The sequence below is a fragment of the Clostridium sp. CTA-5 genome (genome assembly GCF_054768135.1).
On sequence record NZ_BAAAAT010000006.1, the window covers coordinates 147,051 to 166,320 of the forward strand.

Below are 19,270 nucleotides of genomic sequence, written 5' to 3' on the forward strand. Positions count from 1 at the left end.
TATATATCAAAGATAATCTTCTAGTTATCTTTTAATATTTTAGTAAGTTCTTTTTTTGCTTCTTCTATTGTAAACACATTATCAGAAATTGGTAAACCTTTTTTTCTAAGCTCTCTTATTAAATAAGTTACTTGAGGTACTCCTAATCCTATTTTTTCTAATGTATCTACTTCTTTAAATACTTCAGCTGGTACTCCTTGTAAAGCTACTTTACCATGATTCATAACAACTATTCTTTGAGCTATTTTAGCTACATCTTCCATACTATGACTAACTAAAATAATTGTCATATTATAATTTTTATGTAACTTACTTATTTGTTCTAATATGTCATCCCTTCCTTTAGGATCTAATCCTGCAGTAGGTTCATCTAAAATTAAAGTAGTGGGTTTCATTGCTATAACCCCTGCTATTGCTACTCTTCTTTTTTGACCTCCGCTTAAATCAAATGGTGATTTATCCTTATACGTCTCATAATCAAGACCTACCATCTTCATAGAACTAATAACTCTCTTTTTTATTTCTTCTGCATCTAACCCTAAATTTTTAGGGCCAAAAGCTATATCCTCTGCTATTGTCTCTTCAAAAAGTTGATATTCAGGATATTGAAATACAAGTCCAACCTTTTTTCTAACATCCGTTAAATTTATCTTTTTATCCGTTATTTCTGTACCATCAACTATTATTTTTCCACTTGTAGCTTCTAATAATCCATTAAAATGTTGAATTAGTGTTGATTTTCCTGAACCTGTATGCCCAATTAAAGCTACAAATTCTCCATCTTTTATCTCCATATTTACATTATCTAAAGCTATCTTTTCAAATGGAGTTTTAGGCATATATACATGTTTTAAATTCTCTACTTTAATTGACATATCGCATTCACCATCTCATCTACATTTAATATCTCTTTAGGAATATCTATTCCTTCTTTTCTTAATTCATATGCTAATTCTGTGACTTGTGGAACATCTAATCCTATTTGCTTCATCATTTCAACTTGTGGAAAAATCTCTTTGGGTGTTCCTTCCATTTTAACTTCTCCACCATCCATAACTATAATTCGGTCTGCTTGAGCAGCTTCATCCATATAATGAGTTATTAACACTATAGTAATACCATAATTTTTATTTATATCTTTCATTGTTCTTAAAACGTCTTTTCTGCCTGATGGATCAAGCATAGCTGTTGGCTCATCAAAAATTATACATTCTGGTTGTATAGCTAATATACCTGCAATAGCAATCCTTTGTTTTTGACCACCTGATAAAAGATGTGGTGCGTGTCTTTTATACTCGCTCATTCCAACCCTATCTAAACTTTGATCAACCCTACGTCTTATTTCAGATGACTCGACTCCTAAATTTTCTGGTCCAAATGCTACATCTTCTTCTACTATAGTTGCTACTAACTGGTTATCTGGATTTTGAAATACCATTCCCGCTTTTGATCTAATTTCCCATAAATTTTCTCCATTATTTGTATCTAATCCATCTACTATAACGGTTCCACTACTTGGTATAAGTAATGCATTCATATGTTTTGCTATTGTAGATTTTCCTGAGCCGTTATGACCTAAAATCACTAAAAATTCACCTTTATTAACTTTAAAATTAACATTCTTAACAGCGTACTTTTCTTCTGTACTTCCCTCTTCATTTTTAATATACTTGAAAGATACATCAGTACACTTAATCATTTCCTGATTCATTTTTAACCTCCATAAACCTATAAGTGTTAATACATTATACAAAAGTCTTTAATTGTTATTTAAGTGTATATACATGGTTTAACTAAGTTAATTATATACTAAAATACTATAACTTCAACAAAAAATAATAGATTTTTCACCTTATTATGGTAAAAAACCTTTCTATAATATATTAATTCTTTATTTTTATATGTTAAAATGGGGACTAAGTATAAACTTAATCCCCTTTATAAATTATACTAACTCAAGTATTACTACTTCTGCTCCGTCTCCTCTTCTAGGACCTTTTTTATACATTCTTGTATATCCGCCATTTCTTTCAGCGTATTTTGGAGCCACGTTATCAAATAAATTTTTAACAACTAATTCTTCTTGTACAAAAGCTAACGCCTGTCTTCTAGCGTGAAGATCTCCTCTCTTAGCAAGAGTAATCATCTTTTCTGCAAGAGATCTAGTTTCTTTAGCTCTTGTTACAGTTGTTTCAATCTTACCGTATTTTAATAAACTTGTAACAAGATTTCTTAGCATAGCTTTTCTTTGGTCTGTAGGAAGACCTAACTTACGATAACCTGCCATGGATTTACCTCCTTACTCATCGTTTAGTTTTAAGCATAAACCTAACTCTTTAAGTTTTCTCTCAACTTCTTCTAAAGATTTTTTTCCTAGATTTCTAACTTTCATCATATCATCCATTGATTTGGTAGCAAGTTCTTGAACTGTATTGATTCCTGCTCTCTTTAAACAGTTATATGATCTAACTGATAAATCAAGTTCTTCTACAGTCATTTCTAGGACTTTTTCTTTTTTATCTTCTTCTTTTTCTATCATTATTTCAACATCGTTAGTGTTATCTGTTAACGACATGAATAATTTAAAATGTTCTATAAGAATTTTTGCTGATAAACTTATAGCTTCATCAATTCTTATAGTTCCATTAGTCCAAATTTCTAAAGTTAATTTATCATAATCAGTAATTTGACCAACTCTAGTGTTGTCAACAGTAAAATTAACTCTTTTTACTGGTGTGTAGATAGAATCAACTGCAATTGCAGAAATAGGTAATTCATCACTCTTATTTTTATTTTGAGTAACATATCCTCTTCCTTTATTAACAGTTAACTCCATATAAAGTCTTCCATCATTATCTAAAGTTGCAATATGTAAATCCTTATTAACAACTTCAACATCTCCATCAGTCTTTATATCTGCTCCAGTAACCTCACCTGGTCCTTTAGCATCAATATAAATAACTTTAGGACCTTCACCATTCATTCTTAGAGCTAATGATTTAATATTAAGAATTAATTCTGTAACATCTTCTTTAACTCCTTGAACAGTAGAAAACTCATGAAGAACTCCATCAATCTTAACAGAAGTAGTTGCTACACCAGGAAGAGATGATAACAATATTCTTCTTAAGGCATTACCTAAAGTAATTGCATATCCTCTTTCAAGTGGTTCAACAACATATTTTCCATAAGTACCGTCTTCATTGGATTCTATACATTCTATTATTGGCTTTTCGATTTCTAACATCCACAAACCCTCCTTATATTATAAATGGCAACCTTATTCTGAGGGCAACTGATTCTATATTTGCATATAATGTGATAAATTTGCCTAACAAATATAAATATATTATTTACTGTATAACTCAACAATAAGTGTTTCGTTAACAGGCACATCTATATCTTCTCTTGATGGCACTGCAACTACTTTTCCTTCATAGTTATCAACATTAGCTTCTAACCATTTTGGTAAAGTCTTAGGATTTTCTACAAAAGTCTTAAACTTTTCACTTGATCTGCTTTTTTCGCATACAGTAATTACATCATTAACTGAAACACTATATGAACAAATGTCAACTTTCTTACCATTTACTAAGAAATGTCCATGAGTAACTAATTGTCTAGCTTCATTTCTTGATGATCCATAGCCTAATCTATAAACTACGTTATCAAGTCTCATTTCTAGTAATCTAAGTAAGTTTTCACCTGTTATACCTTTCATGTGTTCAGCTTTTTCATAATATGTTCTGAATTGGCCTTCTAATACGCCATAAATTCTTCTAGCTTTTTGTTTTTCTCTTAATTGAACTCCATAGTTTGACATCTTCTTCTTGCTAGCGCCATGTTGTCCTGGTGCGTAGCTTCTTCTAACAAAAGCACATTTATCTGTGAAACATCTATCCCCTTTAAGGAATAATTTCATACCTTCTCTTCTACATAATCTACATGTAGCTCCAGTATATCTTGCCATTAAATTACACCTCCTATTACGGTTATATTAAACTCTTCTTCTCTTTGGTGGTCTACAACCATTGTGTGGAATTGGAGTAACATCTTTAATTAAAGTTACTTCTAATCCTGCTGCTTGTAAAGATCTTATAGCTGCTTCTCTTCCTGAACCAGGACCTTTAACGTAAACCTCTATACTCTTTAAGCCATGTTCCATTGCTGCTTTAGCTGCAGTTTCTGCTGCCATTTGAGCTGCAAATGGTGTACTCTTTCTTGATCCTCTAAAACCTAGTGCTCCTGCACTTGACCATGATAAAGCATTACCTGCTGCATCTGTTAAAGTAACTATTGAATTATTGAAAGTTGATTTTATGTGCGCTGCACCATGCTCAACATTCTTTCTTTCTTTTCTTCTTCTAGTCTTCTTAACTTTTTGAGCTGCCATTACCTACCTTACCTCCTTACTATTTCTTTTTATTTGCCATTGTCTTCTTAGGACCTTTTCTTGTTCTAGCATTAGTTTTAGTCTTTTGTCCTCTAACTGGAAGACCTCTTCTATGTCTAATTCCTCTATATGATCCTATTTCTACTAATCTCTTAATGTTTAAAGCAACATCTCTTCTTAAGTCACCTTCAACCATTAAGTTCTTATTTATATAAGTTCTTATTTCATTTACTTCGTCTTCTGATAAATCTTTAACTCTTGTGTCAGGATTAATTCCTGTTAAAGATAAGATTTTTTGTGAAGTTGATAGACCTATTCCATAGATATAAGTTAAACCAATTTCAACTCTTTTTTCTCTTGGTAGGTCAACACCTGATATTCTTGCCATTAAAATTTACACCTCCTGATTATTGAAATGCATAAAAGTTGATTTAAAAATTATATAATAAAATTTTAGGTCAATAGACTTACCTATTGCAGCCGCTCCTAAAATCTATTTTTTCGATTAATTAAACGACTATATAATCATATTTGACTTTTAAGAAAATGTCAATATTATTTATGCTCTTAATGTAAGTTTATTGTAAAATTGATCATTAACCTTGTTTTTGCTTGTGCTTAGGATTTTCACAGATAACCATTACTCTTCCTTTTCTTCTTATTACTTTGCACTTTTCGCAAATAGGCTTAACTGATGGTCTTACTTTCATAGCTAACCCTCCTCATATTTCTAGTGATAGATATCAAACTATTTATTATCTATCTTATTTTGCTCTCCATGTAATTCTTCCTCTAGTTAAGTCATATGGAGAAAGTTCCACAGTAACTTTATCACCAGGTAGAATTCTAATGAAGTTCATTCTTAATTTTCCTGATATATGTGCTAGAATTTTATGCCCACTTTCAAGTTCAACTTGAAACATGGCATTTGGTAAAGATTCTAGTACAGTACCTTGCATTTCTATAACATCATCTTTTGACATAAGGTAATCAACCCTCCTTAACAATGCTTCTAAGTTTTAAAAATCTCTTAATTTTTAAATCAGTACTTTTATCGCATAATTTTATAGATGATACTATCTCTTCATCTATACTTTCTAAAATACTTAAATGCTTAAGCTTTTTCTTTTTAGGCATACTAATTGTTTTTGTATTTCCATTAGATAACAATACATGATCATTATCTATCTGCCTAACAATAACATATAAATGATTAATATCTCTTCCTGCTTTTGAAAGTACTATTTTTCCAATCAAGTCATTGCTTTGCAAACTTTTCACCTCGATGATTACCTTAGTAATAAATTAACATTCAACACTTAAGTATCATGCAAATTTATAACTAAGCAACACTCTGTTTCTACTTAATAAGTGTTAATATCTCTGGTCCATCTGGCAAAATTGCAACTGTATTTTCATAGTGTGCTGATAAGCTACCATCTACTGTTACAACCGTCCAACCATTTCTTAAAGTTCTCACTTTATAAGTTCCTGCATTAACCATAGGTTCTATAGCTAACACCATTCCTTTAACTAACTTTGGACCTCTGCCTTCTATCCCGAAATTTGGCACTTCTGGGTCTTCATGAACTTTTCTTCCGATCCCATGACCTACAAAGTCTCTTACTACTGAGAAACCTGCTGCCTCAATGTAGTTTTGTATTTCGTGTGATATACTACTTAATCTATTTCCTTCTTTGGCAAATTTTATACCTTCAAAGAAACTTTCTCTTGTTACATCGATTAATTTCTGAGCTTGTTTTGTAACTTCTCCAACCGGAAAGGTTCTTGCTGCATCTCCATGGAATCCATCAATGAATGCTCCACAGTCAACACTAACTATGTCACCATCTTTTAATTCATATCCTCCTGGTATCCCATGTACTACTTGCTCATTCACAGAAATACATAGTGACGAAGGGAAACCATACAAACCTTTAAAAGAAGGTTTCGCTCCATGCTTAGTTATAAATTCTTCTGCTACCCTGTCTAATTCTGCAGTAGTTATACCAGGTTTTACTTTATCTTCTAGTAATAATAATGTTTCAGCAACTATTCTGCCTGATTTTCTCATTAAAGCAATTTCATTATCGTTTTTAATAACAATCATGTTTTATTGCTCCTCTAGCATTTTACAAATACTTTTGAAAACTTCATTTATAGCTTGTGTGCCATCTACTACTGAAAGTAAATTTTTATTTTTATAAAACTCAATTAGCGGCTGAGTTTGGTTTTCATATACATCTAGCCTTTCCTTTACAGTTTCAACTGTATCGTCTTTTCTTTGTATAACCTCACTTCCGCACAAGTCACATTTACCATCATTTGTTGGAGGATTAAACTTAATATGATAACTAGCTCCACATGATGGACATACTCTTCTACCTGTCATTCTTTCTAAAATAAAGCCGCTAGGTACTTCTATTAATAATGAAGTATCTAATTGTTCCCCTCTATTTACAAGAAATTCATTAAGAGCATTTGCTTGAGCTACAGTTCTTGGGAAACCATCTAATAAATATCCACCTAAACAATCTTCTTCTTGTAATCTGTCTTTAACCATGTTAATAGTGACTTCATCAGGAACTAATTGTCCGTTATCCATATATCTTTTAGCTTCCACTCCAAGTGGAGTATTTTCAGAAATATTTTTTCTAAAAATATCACCAGTAGATATATGTGGAATTGAATATCTATTACTAATTGACTTTGCCTGTGTTCCTTTCCCGGCTCCAGGAGGACCTAGTAATACTATCTTCACGGGCTTCATCTCCATTTATTTAATCTATTTAAGAAATCCTTTATAGTGTCGCATTGTCATTTGTGATTCCACTTGTCTATTAAAATCTAATGCAACTCCTATAACAATTAAAAGTGCTGTTCCTGAAAATGATATATTTTTAAATTCTGTATAGTTTTGAATCAAGATTGGTGTTACAGCTAATACTGCAGCTAATGCTCCACCTATCATAGATACTCTATTAAGAATTCTTTCAAAATATTCTGTTGTTGCATCTCCTGGTCTTACTCCTGGTATAAACCCTGTAGATTTATGCAAATTCTCAGACATTTCGTCAGGCTTAAATGTAATCTGAGTGTAAAACCATGTAAAGAATAATGTAAGTATTGAATACAATATTAAATACATCCAACTTTCAGAATTAAAAATACAATTTTTATTGTTTAAGACCCACATAGACCAACTTTTATTTGGCATAAAAGTTGCTATAGTCTTAGGAAAATCCATAACTGACATCGCAAATATTATTGCGATAACAGCTGATCCAATTATGCTTAATGGAATATGACTTGTTTGATTTTTCATCATCTTACTTCCACCAACAGCTTTTCCAGCATATTGAACAGGGATTCTTCTTTCTGCTAATGAGAAATAAAGTACTGTTGCTAATAATGCAACAAAAAATACTCCAAATAACGTAACTTCCACTATACTTACATTTCCTGCTTGTTTAGAAGTAGCAATTGAAGCAAGTGTCATAGGCACTCTAGATACTATATTAACAAAAATTAATATTGAAGTACCATTTCCTATTCCATTAACAGTAAGCTGATCTCCTAACCACATACAAAATGTTGAACCTACAACTAGTGAAAAAATAACTATAAGCATTTCTATAGTAGTTATCCCTGCTGTAGCACCACTGTTAGCAATAGTTGCATATATTCCAAAGGCTAATATAAATGATATTCCTAGGGCTACATAACGAGTAGCATTTTGTATTTTCTTTCTTCCATCTTCGCCCTCTTTAGAAAGTTGTTCTAATTGAGGAATAGCAACTGTTAATAGTTGCATTATGATAGATGCATTAATATACGGCATAACACCTAATGCGAATATACTAAATCTACTAAACGCTCCTCCTGAAAGTAAATCATAAAAGCCTATTAAGCCACCTGACTCAGATATCCTTTTTAGATATTCTGCATTAATTCCAGGAACAGGAATATGACTTCCCATCCTGAAAACTGCAACTAATACTAATATCCACAAGAATTTTTTCCTTAGTTCAGAAACTTTAAATGCATTACGTAAAGTTTGAAGCATTCTTAAATCACCTCAACTTTTCCTCCAGCTGCTTCGATCTTTTCTATTGCAGACTTTGAGAACTTACATCCTTTTATTGTTAAGGACTTTTCTAAATTTCCGTTTCCAAGAATCTTTACTCCGTCTAATATTTTACTGATAACTCTTCTTTCAAGTAATACTTCTGGAGTTATTTCAGTGCCATTTTCAAATATATTTAATCTATCTATGTTAATGCTAACATAGCTCTTAGCAAAAATATTTGTAAAACCTCTCTTAGGAAGTCTTCTGTATAAAGGCATTTGGCCTCCTTCGAAACCAGGTCTTACTCCACCACCTGATCTTGCGTTTTGACCTTTTTCACCTTTACCAGCATTTCTTCCTAATCCAGAACCTGTACCTCTTCCGACTCTCTTAGGCGCTTTTTTGCTACCTACTGCTGGTTTTAATTCATGAAGTTTCATATTCAGTACACCTCCTTATTATTATATTTCTTCTACCTTTAATAGGTAATCAATTTTCTTTAACATACCTTTGATTTGAGGTGTTCCCTCATGTTCTACTGTCTTGTGTATCTTTTTAAGTCCAAGAGCATTTGCAGTAGCAATATGATCTTTTTTTCTACCTATTAAGCTCTTTACTAAAGTAACTCTTAATTTAGCCATTGCAATACCTCCTAACCTAATATTTCTTCAACAGATTTTCCTCTTAATTTAGCTATATCTTCAGCTGTTCTTAAGCTTGCTAATCCGTTTATTGTTGCATTAACCATGTTCTTAGGATTGTTTGAACCTAATGACTTAGCTCTTACATCCTTTAGTCCTGCTAATTCTAATACAGATCTTGCTGGACCTCCAGCAATAACTCCTGTACCTTCTTTAGCTGGCATTATTAGAACATTTCCTGTTCCAAATCTACCATTTATTTCATGAGGAACAGTTGTACCTACTATAGCAACACTTACTAAGTTTTTCTTAGCATCTTCTATTCCTTTTTTGATTGCTTCTGGAATTTCAATAGATTTACCCATTCCAACTCCAACGTGGCCGTTCTCATCTCCAACAACAACTAAAGCGCTGAATCTGAAGTTTCTACCACCTTTAACAACCTTAGTAACTCTGTTTATATAAACAACCTTTTCTTTAAGGTCTAGTGTACTAGGATCGATTCTCATTTATTTCCCTCCTCGTATATTAGAATTTTAAGCCCGCTTCTCTAGCGCCTTCTGCTAATTCTTGAATTCTTCCGTGATATACGTATCCACCTCTGTCAAATACAACTTCAGTGATTCCTTTTTCTATAGCTTTCTTTGCTACAGCTTCTCCTACAAGTTTAGCACCTTCTTTATTTCCGCCTTTAGCAGAAAATTCTTTATCTAAACTTGAAGCAGCTACTATTGTAACAGCATTTACGTCATCAATAATTTGTGCGTATATATTCTTTTCACTTCTGAAAACTGAAAGTCTTGGTCTTTCAGAAGTACCAAAAATTTTCTTACGAACTCTAAGGTGACGTTTTTCTCTACTTGCCTTTTTGTCTACCTTTTTAAACATAAAGCTCACTCCTTCCTATTATTTCTTACCAGTTTTACCTTCTTTACGTCTGATCACTTCATTTTCGAACTTAATACCTTTACCCTTGTATGGTTCTGGTACTCTCCATTTTCTTATATCTGCTGCCGCAGCTCCAACTTTTTCTTTGTCAATTCCCTTAACAATTACTTTAGTTGCAGCTGGAGTTTCGAATGTGATTCCATCTATAGGTTCTATTTCAACTGGATGTGAATATCCAAGGTTCATTACAAGCTTTTTGCCTTGTAATTGAGCTCTGTAACCAACACCAACTAACTCTAAACTCTTTTGGTAACCTTCATTTACTCCGATTACCATATTATTAAGTAATGCTCTTGTTAAACCATGAAGTGCTCTGTGATTTTTTTGATCACTAGGTCTTGTAACAACTACTTCATTGTTTTCAATTGCTATATTTATGTCTTTATGCATAGTTTTAACTAATTCGCCTTTTGGACCTTTAACTGTAACAACGTTGTCTGGTGTTACAGTTACAGTTACGCCAGCAGGAATAGCTATTGGCAATCTACCAACTCTTGACATAAGTACACCTCCTGTATTATTTCTAAAATTGTATCTTCTATTAAACTACAATTCTGTTTATTATCAAAATTTAAATACTACCAAACGTAGCAAATGATTTCTCCACCTAATCCGTTCTTTCTAGCTTCTCTGTCAACCATTAATCCCTTTGAAGTTGAAACAACAGCAACACCTAATCCATTAAGAACCTTTGGTACTTCGTCTTTTTTACAATATACTCTTAAACCTGGTTTAGAAATTCTCTTAATACCAGTTATAACTCTTTCTTTATTAGCACCATATTTAAGACTTATTCTTAACATTGGTACTACTCCGTCGTTATATTCATTAATTTCTTTGATATAACCCTCTTGTAATAATATATTTGCAATTGCCTTCTTAACATTTGAAGAAGGTACTTCCACCACTTCGTGTCTTACAGAATTAGCATTTCTTACACGTGTTAGTAAATCTGCTATTGGATCTGTCATAACCATTTAATGTGCCTCCTTTCATTACATTATGTCTATTACCAACTTGCTTTCTTGCAACCAGGAATTTCTCCCTTATAAGCAAGTTCTCTAAAACAAATACGGCATACTCCGTATTTTCTTAGTACAGCATGTGGTCTTCCACATATTCTACATCTTGTATAAGCTCTAGTTTTGTATTTAGGAGTTTTGCTCCATTTTTCAATAATAGCTTTACGTGCCAATATGTTTCCCTCCTTATTATTGAGCGAATGGCATTCCTAGGAATCTTAATAATTCTCTAGCTTCTTCGTCTGTGTTTGCTGTTGTAACGAAGATTATATCCATTCCTCTAACTTTATCAATCTTATCATATTCTATTTCTGGGAATATTAATTGTTCTTTTATTCCTAATGAATAGTTTCCTCTACCATCAAATGCCTTAGCTGAAACTCCTCTGAAATCTCTTACTCTAGGTAATGCGATACTCATTAGTTTATCAGCGAATTCGAACATTTTAGCTTTTCTTAGAGTAACCTTACATCCTAAAGCCATATTTTCTCTTATTTTAAAGTTAGCAACTGATTTCTTTGCTCTAGTTAATATTGGTTTTTGACCAGATATTAAAGTTAAATCACTAACTGCTGATTCTAAAACTTTTTGATTTTCCTTAGCTTCTCCAACACCCATATTTATTACGATCTTTTCTAGCTTTGGAACTTCCATAATATTTTTATATCCGAACTTTTCGATCATTGCCGGAATTACTTCTTTTTGATATTTTTCTTGAAGTCTTGTCATATTGGTTACCTCCTTTCAGATTCTAGAATGTTTCTGAGCACTTCTTGCATACTCTAACTTTAGTACCATCTTCTAATATTTTGTTACTAATTCTAGTAGCATTTTTGCACTTATTACAATATAACATAACCTTTGAACTATTAATTGCAGCTTCTCTTTCAATTATAGAACTTTCAGTTTGATTTTTATTAGCTTTTTGGTGCTTTTTAACTATGTTAATTCCTTGAACAAGAACTTTTCCTGTCTTAGGTAATACTTTTAAAACTTCACCAGTTTTACCTTTATCTTTTCCAGATATAACTATAACTGTATCATTCTTTCTTACATGTACCTTCAAGTAAGACACCTCCTCTTATAGAACTTCTGGTGCTAATGATAAAATTTTATTAAATTCTTTATCTCTTAGCTCCCTAGCAACAGGTCCAAAGATACGAGTACCTCTTGGTTGTTTATCATCTTTTATGATAACTGCAGCATTTTCATCGAATTTGATGTATGAACCGTCCGCTCTTCTTAATCCTTTTACTGATCTAACTACAACTGCTTTTACAACTTCACCTTTTTTAACAACTCCGCCTGGTGTTGCACTTTTAACGCTAGCTACGATAACATCACTGATATTACCAAATTTTCTTTTTGATCCACCTAATACTCTAATGCACATAATTTCTTTTGCACCTGAATTATCTGCAACTTTAAGTAAAGTTTGTTGTTGTATCATTGAATTACCCTCCTTTCAGTTTTAAAGCCTATTTAGCTTTTTCAACTATTTCAACAAGTCTCCATCTTTTATCCTTAGATAAAGGTCTAGTTTCCATTATTGATACTCTATCGTTAATTCTTGCTTCATTATTTTCATCATGAACTTTAAACTTTGTAGTTTTGTTAACTGTTTTACCATATAGTGGATGTCTAACCTTAGTTTCAACAGCAACTACGATAGTTTTATCCATTTTATCAGAAACAACTCTACCAGTTCTTTTCTTTCTTAATCCTCTTTCCATTAGGGCTTCCCTCCTTCCAGATTTACTGCTCTAACGCCCTTAGTTCGTCTTCTCTTAAGATGGTCTTTATTTGGGCTATAGATTTTTTTACTTCTCTAATTCTCATAGGATTTTCTAATTGTCCTGTAGCTAATTGGAATCTTAAGTTAAATAATTCAGCTTTAAGATCAGTTAGCTTAATTGCTAAATCTTGAGGATTGCTTGATTTTAATTCTTTTAATTCTCTAGCCTTCATTATTTTTCACCACCCATTTCCTCAAAATCTCTTCTTGTAACAAACTTAGTTTTTACAGGAAGTTTGTGTGATGCAAGTCTCATTGCTTCTCTTGCAACTTCTTCAGCAACTCCTGATAACTCGAATACCACTCTATTAGGTTTAACAACTGCAACCCAATATTCTGGTGATCCTTTACCAGATCCCATTCTTGTTTCAGCAGGTTTTTCTGTTACTGGCTTATCTGGGAAAATCTTTATCCAAAGTTTTCCACCTCTTTTTATATATCTATTGATAGCAATTCTGGCAGCTTCAATTTGATTACTTGTAATCCATCCACAAGTTGTTGCTTGAAGACCGAAATCTCCATAAGCTAAGAAATTACCTCTTGTAGCTTTACCTTTCATTCTACCACGTTGTACCTTACGATGTTTTACTCTTTTAGGCATTAACATGATCTATTCCTCCTTTCCTATGCGTTAGCTTCTTCCTTTTCTACTTTCTTAGTTGGAAGAACTTCTCCATTATAAACCCAAACCTTAACTCCGATTTTTCCATATGTTGTATCTGCTTCAGCAAATCCATAGTTTATATCAGCTCTTAATGTTTGTAGTGGAATTGTTCCTTCATGATATTGTTCAGTTCTTGCTATTTCAGCTCCACCTAATCTACCAGAACAAGCAGTCTTAACACCTTTTATTCCGTGTTTCATACCTCTTTGTATTGTTTGCTTCATAGCTCTTCTGAATGAAATTCTCTTTTCTAATTGTGCAGCAATATTTTCTGCCATTAATTGAGCATCTGATTCAGCATTTTTAACTTCTACTATGTTGATTAATATATTCTTTCCAACAACATAACCAGTTAATTTCTTTTTTAAAGCTTCTATACCTGCTCCACCTTTACCAATAACAACACCTGGTTTAGCAGTATATATATTTAATTTAACTCTTTTAGCAGCTCTTTCGATTTCTATTTTAGAAATACCAGCTGAGAAAAGTTCTTTTTTAACGAATTTTCTTATTTTGTTATCTTCTACAAGATTATCAGCAAAGTCTTTTTTATTAGCATACCACTTTGCATCCCATCCTTTGATAACGCCTACTCTAAGACCGTGAGGATGTACTTTTTGACCCACTTAAATTTCCCTCCTTCTATATTAAGCTCTTTCTTTAACAACTACTGTTATATGACTAGTTCTTTTATTGATTCTGAATGCCTTACCGTGATCCATTGGTCTGAATCTCTTAAGTATTGGACCTTCACCAACAAAAGCTTCTGAAACATATAAGTTATCAGCGTTTAATTCTAAATTATTTTCTGCATTTGCAACAGCTGATTTTAAAACTTTTTTGATTGCCACTGCTGCTTCTCTTGGAGTATATTCTAAAATAGCAAAAGCTTCTTTAACTTGTTTTCCTCTTATTAAATCAAGAACAACTCCTACTTTCATTGGAGACATTCTAATATATTTAGCTATAGCTCTAGCTTCCATTTATGTTCCTCCTTTCCAGGCTACTTTCTTTTTGATGTTTTATCTGCTACATGACCTCTGTAAGTTCTAGTTAATACGAACTCACCTAGTTTGTGTCCAACCATATCTTCTGATAAATAAACTGGAACATGTTTTCTTCCGTCATGAACTGCGATTGTGTGACCAATCATTTGTGGAAAAACAGTTGAACTTCTTGACCAAGTTTTTACAACCTTCTTTTCTCCACTTGCATTCATTTCTTCTATTTTCTTTAAAAGTCCTTTATGAACAAAAGGTGCTTTTTTTGTTGATCTACTCACTAACATTGCCTCCCTTCATAAATCTTACTACGATAAGCTAGAAGAGAAATTACTATTCTCTTCAAACTACTTAGCGTTTCTACCCTTAATGATAAATCTATCAGAATATTTCTTATTCTTTCTAGTTTTGTATCCAAGTGCTGGTTTACCCCATGGAGTAACTGGACTTGGTCTACCAACTGGTGATTTACCTTCTCCACCACCGTGAGGGTGATCGTTAGGGTTCATAACAGATCCTCTAACTGTAGGTCTCCAACCCATATGTCTCTTTCTTCCTGCTTTACCGATATTAACGATATCGTTTGTTGCATTAGACACTGTTCCGATTGTTGCTCTACATTCAATTCTTACGTATCTCATTTCACCTGAAGGTAATCTTAAAGTTGCATAATCGCCTTCTTTAGCCATTAATTGTGCTGAGTTACCAGCCGCTCTAACTAATTGGCCACCTTTACCTTTTTGTAATTCGATATTGTGGATAACTGTACCAACTGGAATGTTCTTTAATGGAAGAGCATTACCTGGTTTGATATCTGCATCTGGTCCAGAAACTACTACATCACCAACGTTTAATCCTGCTGGTGCAATTATGTATCTCTTTTCTCCATCTGCATAAACAACAAGTGCAATATATGCTGATCTATTTGGATCATATTCTATACTTGCAACCTTTGCTGGAACTGAATCCTTATTTCTTTTAAAATCTATAATTCTGTATTTTCTCTTAACTCCGCCGCCACGGTGTCTTACAGTAATTTTACCTTGAGCATTTCTACCTGCTTTGCTTTTTAGTGCAACAAGAAGTGACTTTTCTGGTTGTTGTGAAGTTATTTCTTCAAACGTTGGCATAGTCATTTGTCTTCTTGATGGTGTAATTGGGTTAAACTTTTTAACTGCCATTACAATTCCCTCCTTCTTTTCAGCTTTTCTGGTGTTCTCACCAATAATGGCCTTAATCTACTATTGTAATCCTTCGAAGAATTCGATTCCTTTGCTTTCTTCTGTTAATGTAACAATAGCTTTCTTGTAGTCAGATCTCTTTCCTACATGTACGCCCATTCTTTTAGTTTTTCCTAAACCATTTATAGTTTTAACATCTTCAACTTTAACATCAAAAACTTCTTCCACAGCTCTCTTTATTTGAGATTTATTAGCATTTACGTGAACCATGAAAGTGTACTTTTTTTCTGCCATAGCTGCCATACTCTTTTCAGTTATAACTGGCTTTCTTATTATGTCATGGCTTGTTAATTTCATTATGCGTACACCTCCTCAATTTTTGATACAGCATCTTTAGTTATGATTAATTTTTCAAATTTTAATAAATCATATACGTTGATGTTGTTTACTGGGATAACATTAACCCCTTGGATGTTTCTTGCTGATTTGTATACAGCTTCATTTGATTCAGCAGTTACTATTAATGTTTTCTTAGCTTCAAATGCTTTTAACATTTCTATAACTTGCTTAGTTTTTGGTGCTTCAAAAGCTAATGATTCTAAAACAACCATTTGACCATCATTAACTTTACTAGTTAATGCTGATTTCATAGCAACTTTTCTCATGCTCTTTGGCACTGAAACTCTGTAATCTCTTGGTTTTGGTGCAAATACAATACCACCCTTAATCCATTGTGGTGCTCTAATAGAACCTTGTCTTGCTCTACCAGTACCTTTTTGTCTCCAAGGCTTAATTCCGCCTCCTCTGACTTCAGTTCTTGTCTTAGCTGATTGAGTTCCTTGTCTCTTATTAGCTAATAAAGCAACTACTACTTGGTGTAATGCATGTGCATTTACTTCTGTTTCAAACACGTTTGCATTTAACTCGATATCTCCAACTTGTTTTCCTTCTTGATTAAATAATCCTACTGTAGGCATTATGTTTCCTCCTTTCCTTCAGAAATTAAGCTTTAACTGCGTTTCTTATTACTACTGTACCCTTGTTAGGTCCTGGGATTCCACCCTTGATTAATAATAAGTTCTTTTCAGCTATTACTTTAACTACTTCTAAATTCATTACTGTTGTGTTAACAGATCCCATATGTCCTGGCATTCTCTTGTTTTTGAATGTTCTTGATGGGTCTGAAGAAGCTCCCATTGATCCTGGTGCTCTATGGAATTTAGAACCGTGACTCATTGGTCCTCTTTGTTGATTCCATCTTTTTATAACACCTTGGAATCCCTTACCTTTAGAAACTCCTGATACATCAATTTTTTCTCCTGCTTCAAATACATCAGCTTTTATTTCTTGGCCAACTTCGTATGCAGTTATATCTTCAAGTCTGAATTCTTTAAGAGTTCTTCTTAAAGTTGCTCCTGCTTTAGCGAAATGTCCTTTAGCTGGTTTGTTAGCTAATTTTTCTCTTATTTCATCAAAACCAACTTGTATTGCTTCATATCCATCTTTTTCAATTGTTTTCTTTTGAACAACAACACATGGACCAGCTTCTACTACAGTTACTGGAATAACTTTTCCTGCTTCATTAAAGATTTGAGTCATCCCTATTTTTCTTCCTAATATAGCTTTTTTCATGTATCTACACCTCCTAAACTAATTAGCGGACTGTTTCCAATCATAATAGTTCGTCTTTTATTTTATTTCCAGCTTATAGTTTAATTTCTATATCTACACCAGCTGGAAGATTTAATCTCATTAATGCATCAACAGTTTTAGGTGATGGATTAACTATGTCGATCAATCTCTTATGAGTTCTAATTTCAAATTGTTCTCTTGAATCTTTGTACTTATGAACTGCTCTTAATATTGTAACAACATCTTTTTCAGTTGGTAGTGGAACTGGTCCTACTACTTTAGCTCCTGATGTTTTTGCAGTTTCAACGATTTTTTCAGCTGATTGATCTAATATTGTGTGATCAAATGCTTTTAATCTGATTCTTATTTTTTGCTTTGACATTATGGTTTCCCTCCTTTTCATGTACGCTTTACTTCTAACGCACAACAGCGGCTATTCTGTAAACTGCTCCGGGTGTTTCATCACTCGCCACAGATTTATAAAATCCCTGTCGTCGGATTCTAGATCCAAACTTACTCATCAAGAATTACCCGGAAGTCCGGCAACCTCTTGACTCATCGCTGTATGCTATGCAACTTCTTCATTATACTATTCTTAATAATCTTTTTCAAGTTTTTTTTATACTTTTCTTCAAGTTTTTTATTTTACGTAATTAAAAAGTTTTTTCTCTTTTTATTTCTTTTATTATTCTAATTGCATTTAATATAAATTTCAATACTTTTATTATTTTTTTATTTATTTATTCTATTTCATTACAGTATAAATTCAATTTTTATTTTACAAAAAAATAAGGTAGAGAACAGCGCTTTTCTCTACCTTATCTTATATTCTAATTAGAATTTTTTATTTTTAAATTAAGTTAAGTTACTATTTAGCTATGCTAGTAACAACTCCTGAACCTACAGTTCTTCCACCTTCTCTGATAGCGAATCTTAATCCTTCATCCATAGCTACTGGAGTGATTAATTCAACTTTCATGTCGATGTGATCTCCTGGCAAGAATGGAGTATGTCTTCCACCTTCTTCTTTTTTAAGTACGTATACTTGACCTACGAAGTTTGTATGTGGATGTACTGAATTTGGTACAGCTAATACTTGACCTCTTTCGATATCAGTTCTTTGAACTCCTCTTAATAATGCTCCTATGTTATCTCCAGCTTGTGCTTCATCTAATAACTTTCTGAACATTTCGATTCCTGTTACTACAACTTTTTTCTTTTCTTCACTTAATCCTACGATTTCAACTTCGTCTCCTACGTGAAGTACTCCAGTTTCAACTCTTCCTGTTGCAACTGTTCCTCTACCTGTGATTGTAAATACATCTTCTACAGGCATGATRAATGGCTTATCTGTTGCTCTTTCTGGAGTTGGAATGTAGYTATCTACTGCTTCCATTAATTCTAAGATTGGAGCTATTTTAGCTTCATCTGTTGGGTTTTCTAATGCTTGTAATGCTGAACCCTTGATTACTGGAATATCRTCTCCTGGGAAGTTRTATTCGCTTAATAATTCTCTAACTTCCATTTCAACTAATTCTAATAATTCTTCATCATCTACCATATCAGCTTTGTTTAAGAATACTACGATGTAGTCAACTCCAACTCTTGATGCTAGTAGGATATGTTCTCTTGTTTGTGGCATTGGACCATCTGCTGCTGAACATACTAGGATAGCTCCATCCATTTGTGCTGCTCCTGTAATCATGTTCTTAACATAGTCAGCATGTCCTGGACAGTCAACGTGAGCATAATGTCTGTTTTCTGTTTCGTATTCAACGTGTGCAGTATTGATTGTGATTCCTCTTTCTTTTTCTTCTGGAGCCTTATCGATATCTGCATAGTTAAATGCTTCTGCGTATCCTCTGTTTGCTAAAACAGTTGTGATTGCAGCTGTTAATGTAGTCTTACCGTGGTCTACGTGACC

The 19,270-nt window shown here is 33.0% G+C and carries 35 protein-coding genes; all 35 read right to left on the minus strand.

Annotated features, from left to right (window positions below; translation table 11 throughout):
• Positions 1–20: 20 nt before the first annotated feature.
• Entirely contained in the window at positions 21–875 is an 855-nt protein-coding gene (locus ACYUET_RS13065) for an energy-coupling factor transporter ATPase (protein ID WP_460280285.1), read from the minus strand.
• Entirely contained in the window at positions 860–1,711 is an 852-nt protein-coding gene (locus tag ACYUET_RS13070) for an energy-coupling factor transporter ATPase (protein ID WP_460280287.1), read from the minus strand. Before ACYUET_RS13070 ends, ACYUET_RS13065 begins: the two co-directional genes overlap by 16 nt.
• A gap of 234 nt (positions 1,712–1,945) precedes the next feature.
• Complete coding sequence (gene rplQ, locus ACYUET_RS13075) at positions 1,946–2,287, minus strand: 50S ribosomal protein L17 (RefSeq protein WP_460280289.1); 342 nt, start codon at positions 2,285–2,287, stop codon at positions 1,946–1,948.
• A gap of 12 nt (positions 2,288–2,299) precedes the next feature.
• A complete protein-coding gene (locus tag ACYUET_RS13080) occupies positions 2,300–3,247 on the minus strand; it encodes a DNA-directed RNA polymerase subunit alpha (protein WP_460280290.1) in 948 nt (315 codons plus the stop codon).
• A gap of 102 nt (positions 3,248–3,349) precedes the next feature.
• On the minus strand, positions 3,350–3,970 hold the full coding sequence (rpsD, locus tag ACYUET_RS13085; RefSeq protein WP_460280292.1) for a 30S ribosomal protein S4: 621 nt from the start codon (positions 3,968–3,970) through the stop codon (positions 3,350–3,352).
• A 27-nt stretch (positions 3,971–3,997) separates the two neighbouring features.
• Positions 3,998–4,393 carry a 30S ribosomal protein S11 gene (rpsK, locus tag ACYUET_RS13090; RefSeq protein WP_169105922.1) on the minus strand — a complete coding sequence of 132 codons (396 nt, stop codon included), beginning with the start codon at positions 4,391–4,393 and terminating at the stop codon, positions 3,998–4,000.
• 19 nt (positions 4,394–4,412) lie between these two features.
• Entirely contained in the window at positions 4,413–4,781 is a 369-nt protein-coding gene (gene rpsM / locus ACYUET_RS13095) for a 30S ribosomal protein S13 (protein ID WP_090090837.1), read from the minus strand.
• A gap of 208 nt (positions 4,782–4,989) precedes the next feature.
• Positions 4,990–5,103: a 50S ribosomal protein L36 gene (gene rpmJ, locus ACYUET_RS13100; protein ID WP_039312872.1), complete on the minus strand. Its 114-nt coding sequence runs from the start codon at positions 5,101–5,103 to the stop codon at positions 4,990–4,992.
• A gap of 54 nt (positions 5,104–5,157) precedes the next feature.
• A complete protein-coding gene (gene infA / locus ACYUET_RS13105) occupies positions 5,158–5,376 on the minus strand; it encodes a translation initiation factor IF-1 (protein WP_002582630.1) in 219 nt (72 codons plus the stop codon).
• A 7-nt stretch (positions 5,377–5,383) separates the two neighbouring features.
• Complete coding sequence (locus ACYUET_RS13110) at positions 5,384–5,665, minus strand: hypothetical protein (protein ID WP_460280296.1); 282 nt, start codon at positions 5,663–5,665, stop codon at positions 5,384–5,386.
• Between the two features lie 88 nt (positions 5,666–5,753).
• Complete coding sequence (map, locus tag ACYUET_RS13115; RefSeq protein ID WP_460280298.1) at positions 5,754–6,503, minus strand: type I methionyl aminopeptidase; 750 nt, start codon at positions 6,501–6,503, stop codon at positions 5,754–5,756.
• 3 nt (positions 6,504–6,506) lie between these two features.
• The gene (locus ACYUET_RS13120; protein ID WP_460280299.1) at positions 6,507–7,154 is read right to left on the minus strand and encodes an adenylate kinase; all 648 of its coding nucleotides are present in this window, start codon (positions 7,152–7,154) and stop codon (positions 6,507–6,509) included.
• A 24-nt stretch (positions 7,155–7,178) separates the two neighbouring features.
• Entirely contained in the window at positions 7,179–8,459 is a 1,281-nt protein-coding gene (gene secY / locus ACYUET_RS13125; RefSeq protein WP_460280300.1) for a preprotein translocase subunit SecY, read from the minus strand.
• A 2-nt stretch (positions 8,460–8,461) separates the two neighbouring features.
• On the minus strand, positions 8,462–8,902 hold the full coding sequence (gene rplO, locus ACYUET_RS13130) for a 50S ribosomal protein L15 (protein ID WP_460280302.1): 441 nt from the start codon (positions 8,900–8,902) through the stop codon (positions 8,462–8,464).
• A gap of 21 nt (positions 8,903–8,923) precedes the next feature.
• Positions 8,924–9,103 (minus strand): 50S ribosomal protein L30, encoded by a 180-nt coding sequence (rpmD, locus tag ACYUET_RS13135; RefSeq protein WP_460280304.1) that lies wholly within the window; start codon positions 9,101–9,103, stop codon positions 8,924–8,926.
• An 11-nt stretch (positions 9,104–9,114) separates the two neighbouring features.
• Positions 9,115–9,612, minus strand: a complete 498-nt coding sequence (gene rpsE / locus ACYUET_RS13140) for a 30S ribosomal protein S5 (protein WP_460280306.1) — start codon at positions 9,610–9,612, stop codon at positions 9,115–9,117.
• 19 nt (positions 9,613–9,631) lie between these two features.
• Positions 9,632–9,991 (minus strand): 50S ribosomal protein L18, encoded by a 360-nt coding sequence (gene rplR, locus ACYUET_RS13145; protein ID WP_219779674.1) that lies wholly within the window; start codon positions 9,989–9,991, stop codon positions 9,632–9,634.
• An 18-nt stretch (positions 9,992–10,009) separates the two neighbouring features.
• Positions 10,010–10,552: a 50S ribosomal protein L6 gene (gene rplF, locus ACYUET_RS13150; protein ID WP_460280308.1), complete on the minus strand. Its 543-nt coding sequence runs from the start codon at positions 10,550–10,552 to the stop codon at positions 10,010–10,012.
• Positions 10,553–10,629: 77 nt separating this feature from the next.
• Positions 10,630–11,028, minus strand: a complete 399-nt coding sequence (gene rpsH / locus ACYUET_RS13155; RefSeq protein ID WP_460280310.1) for a 30S ribosomal protein S8 — start codon at positions 11,026–11,028, stop codon at positions 10,630–10,632.
• A 32-nt stretch (positions 11,029–11,060) separates the two neighbouring features.
• Positions 11,061–11,246, minus strand: coding sequence for a type Z 30S ribosomal protein S14 (locus ACYUET_RS13160; protein WP_219779667.1), 186 nt, complete (start codon positions 11,244–11,246; stop codon positions 11,061–11,063).
• A 16-nt stretch (positions 11,247–11,262) separates the two neighbouring features.
• Positions 11,263–11,802, minus strand: a complete 540-nt coding sequence (gene rplE / locus ACYUET_RS13165) for a 50S ribosomal protein L5 (protein ID WP_219779665.1) — start codon at positions 11,800–11,802, stop codon at positions 11,263–11,265.
• Positions 11,803–11,824: 22 nt separating this feature from the next.
• Positions 11,825–12,139: a 50S ribosomal protein L24 gene (gene rplX / locus ACYUET_RS13170; RefSeq protein ID WP_460280312.1), complete on the minus strand. Its 315-nt coding sequence runs from the start codon at positions 12,137–12,139 to the stop codon at positions 11,825–11,827.
• Between the two features lie 15 nt (positions 12,140–12,154).
• On the minus strand, positions 12,155–12,523 hold the full coding sequence (gene rplN / locus ACYUET_RS13175; protein ID WP_090090813.1) for a 50S ribosomal protein L14: 369 nt from the start codon (positions 12,521–12,523) through the stop codon (positions 12,155–12,157).
• Between the two features lie 28 nt (positions 12,524–12,551).
• On the minus strand, positions 12,552–12,806 hold the full coding sequence (rpsQ, locus tag ACYUET_RS13180; RefSeq protein WP_460280314.1) for a 30S ribosomal protein S17: 255 nt from the start codon (positions 12,804–12,806) through the stop codon (positions 12,552–12,554).
• Positions 12,807–12,828: 22 nt separating this feature from the next.
• Entirely contained in the window at positions 12,829–13,041 is a 213-nt protein-coding gene (rpmC, locus tag ACYUET_RS13185) for a 50S ribosomal protein L29 (protein ID WP_460280315.1), read from the minus strand.
• Entirely contained in the window at positions 13,041–13,475 is a 435-nt protein-coding gene (gene rplP, locus ACYUET_RS13190; RefSeq protein WP_219779657.1) for a 50S ribosomal protein L16, read from the minus strand. Before rplP ends, rpmC begins: the two co-directional genes overlap by 1 nt.
• 17 nt (positions 13,476–13,492) lie before the next feature.
• Complete coding sequence (gene rpsC, locus ACYUET_RS13195) at positions 13,493–14,158, minus strand: 30S ribosomal protein S3 (RefSeq protein WP_460280316.1); 666 nt, start codon at positions 14,156–14,158, stop codon at positions 13,493–13,495.
• Between the two features lie 21 nt (positions 14,159–14,179).
• A complete protein-coding gene (gene rplV, locus ACYUET_RS13200; RefSeq protein WP_460280318.1) occupies positions 14,180–14,515 on the minus strand; it encodes a 50S ribosomal protein L22 in 336 nt (111 codons plus the stop codon).
• A 20-nt stretch (positions 14,516–14,535) separates the two neighbouring features.
• Positions 14,536–14,814, minus strand: a complete 279-nt coding sequence (gene rpsS, locus ACYUET_RS13205; RefSeq protein WP_460280320.1) for a 30S ribosomal protein S19 — start codon at positions 14,812–14,814, stop codon at positions 14,536–14,538.
• A 66-nt stretch (positions 14,815–14,880) separates the two neighbouring features.
• A complete protein-coding gene (gene rplB, locus ACYUET_RS13210; RefSeq protein WP_460280322.1) occupies positions 14,881–15,714 on the minus strand; it encodes a 50S ribosomal protein L2 in 834 nt (277 codons plus the stop codon).
• Between the two features lie 60 nt (positions 15,715–15,774).
• The gene (gene rplW / locus ACYUET_RS13215) at positions 15,775–16,071 is read right to left on the minus strand and encodes a 50S ribosomal protein L23 (protein ID WP_219779648.1); all 297 of its coding nucleotides are present in this window, start codon (positions 16,069–16,071) and stop codon (positions 15,775–15,777) included.
• On the minus strand, positions 16,071–16,691 hold the full coding sequence (gene rplD / locus ACYUET_RS13220; RefSeq protein WP_460280324.1) for a 50S ribosomal protein L4: 621 nt from the start codon (positions 16,689–16,691) through the stop codon (positions 16,071–16,073). Before rplD ends, rplW begins: the two co-directional genes overlap by 1 nt.
• Positions 16,692–16,716: 25 nt before the next feature.
• Positions 16,717–17,346: a 50S ribosomal protein L3 gene (rplC, locus tag ACYUET_RS13225; protein WP_460280326.1), complete on the minus strand. Its 630-nt coding sequence runs from the start codon at positions 17,344–17,346 to the stop codon at positions 16,717–16,719.
• A gap of 73 nt (positions 17,347–17,419) precedes the next feature.
• On the minus strand, positions 17,420–17,728 hold the full coding sequence (rpsJ, locus tag ACYUET_RS13230) for a 30S ribosomal protein S10 (RefSeq protein ID WP_002582605.1): 309 nt from the start codon (positions 17,726–17,728) through the stop codon (positions 17,420–17,422).
• A gap of 486 nt (positions 17,729–18,214) precedes the next feature.
• A partial coding sequence (gene tuf / locus ACYUET_RS13235) for an elongation factor Tu (RefSeq protein ID WP_460280329.1) occupies positions 18,215–19,270 on the minus strand: 1,056 nt, incomplete at its 5' end.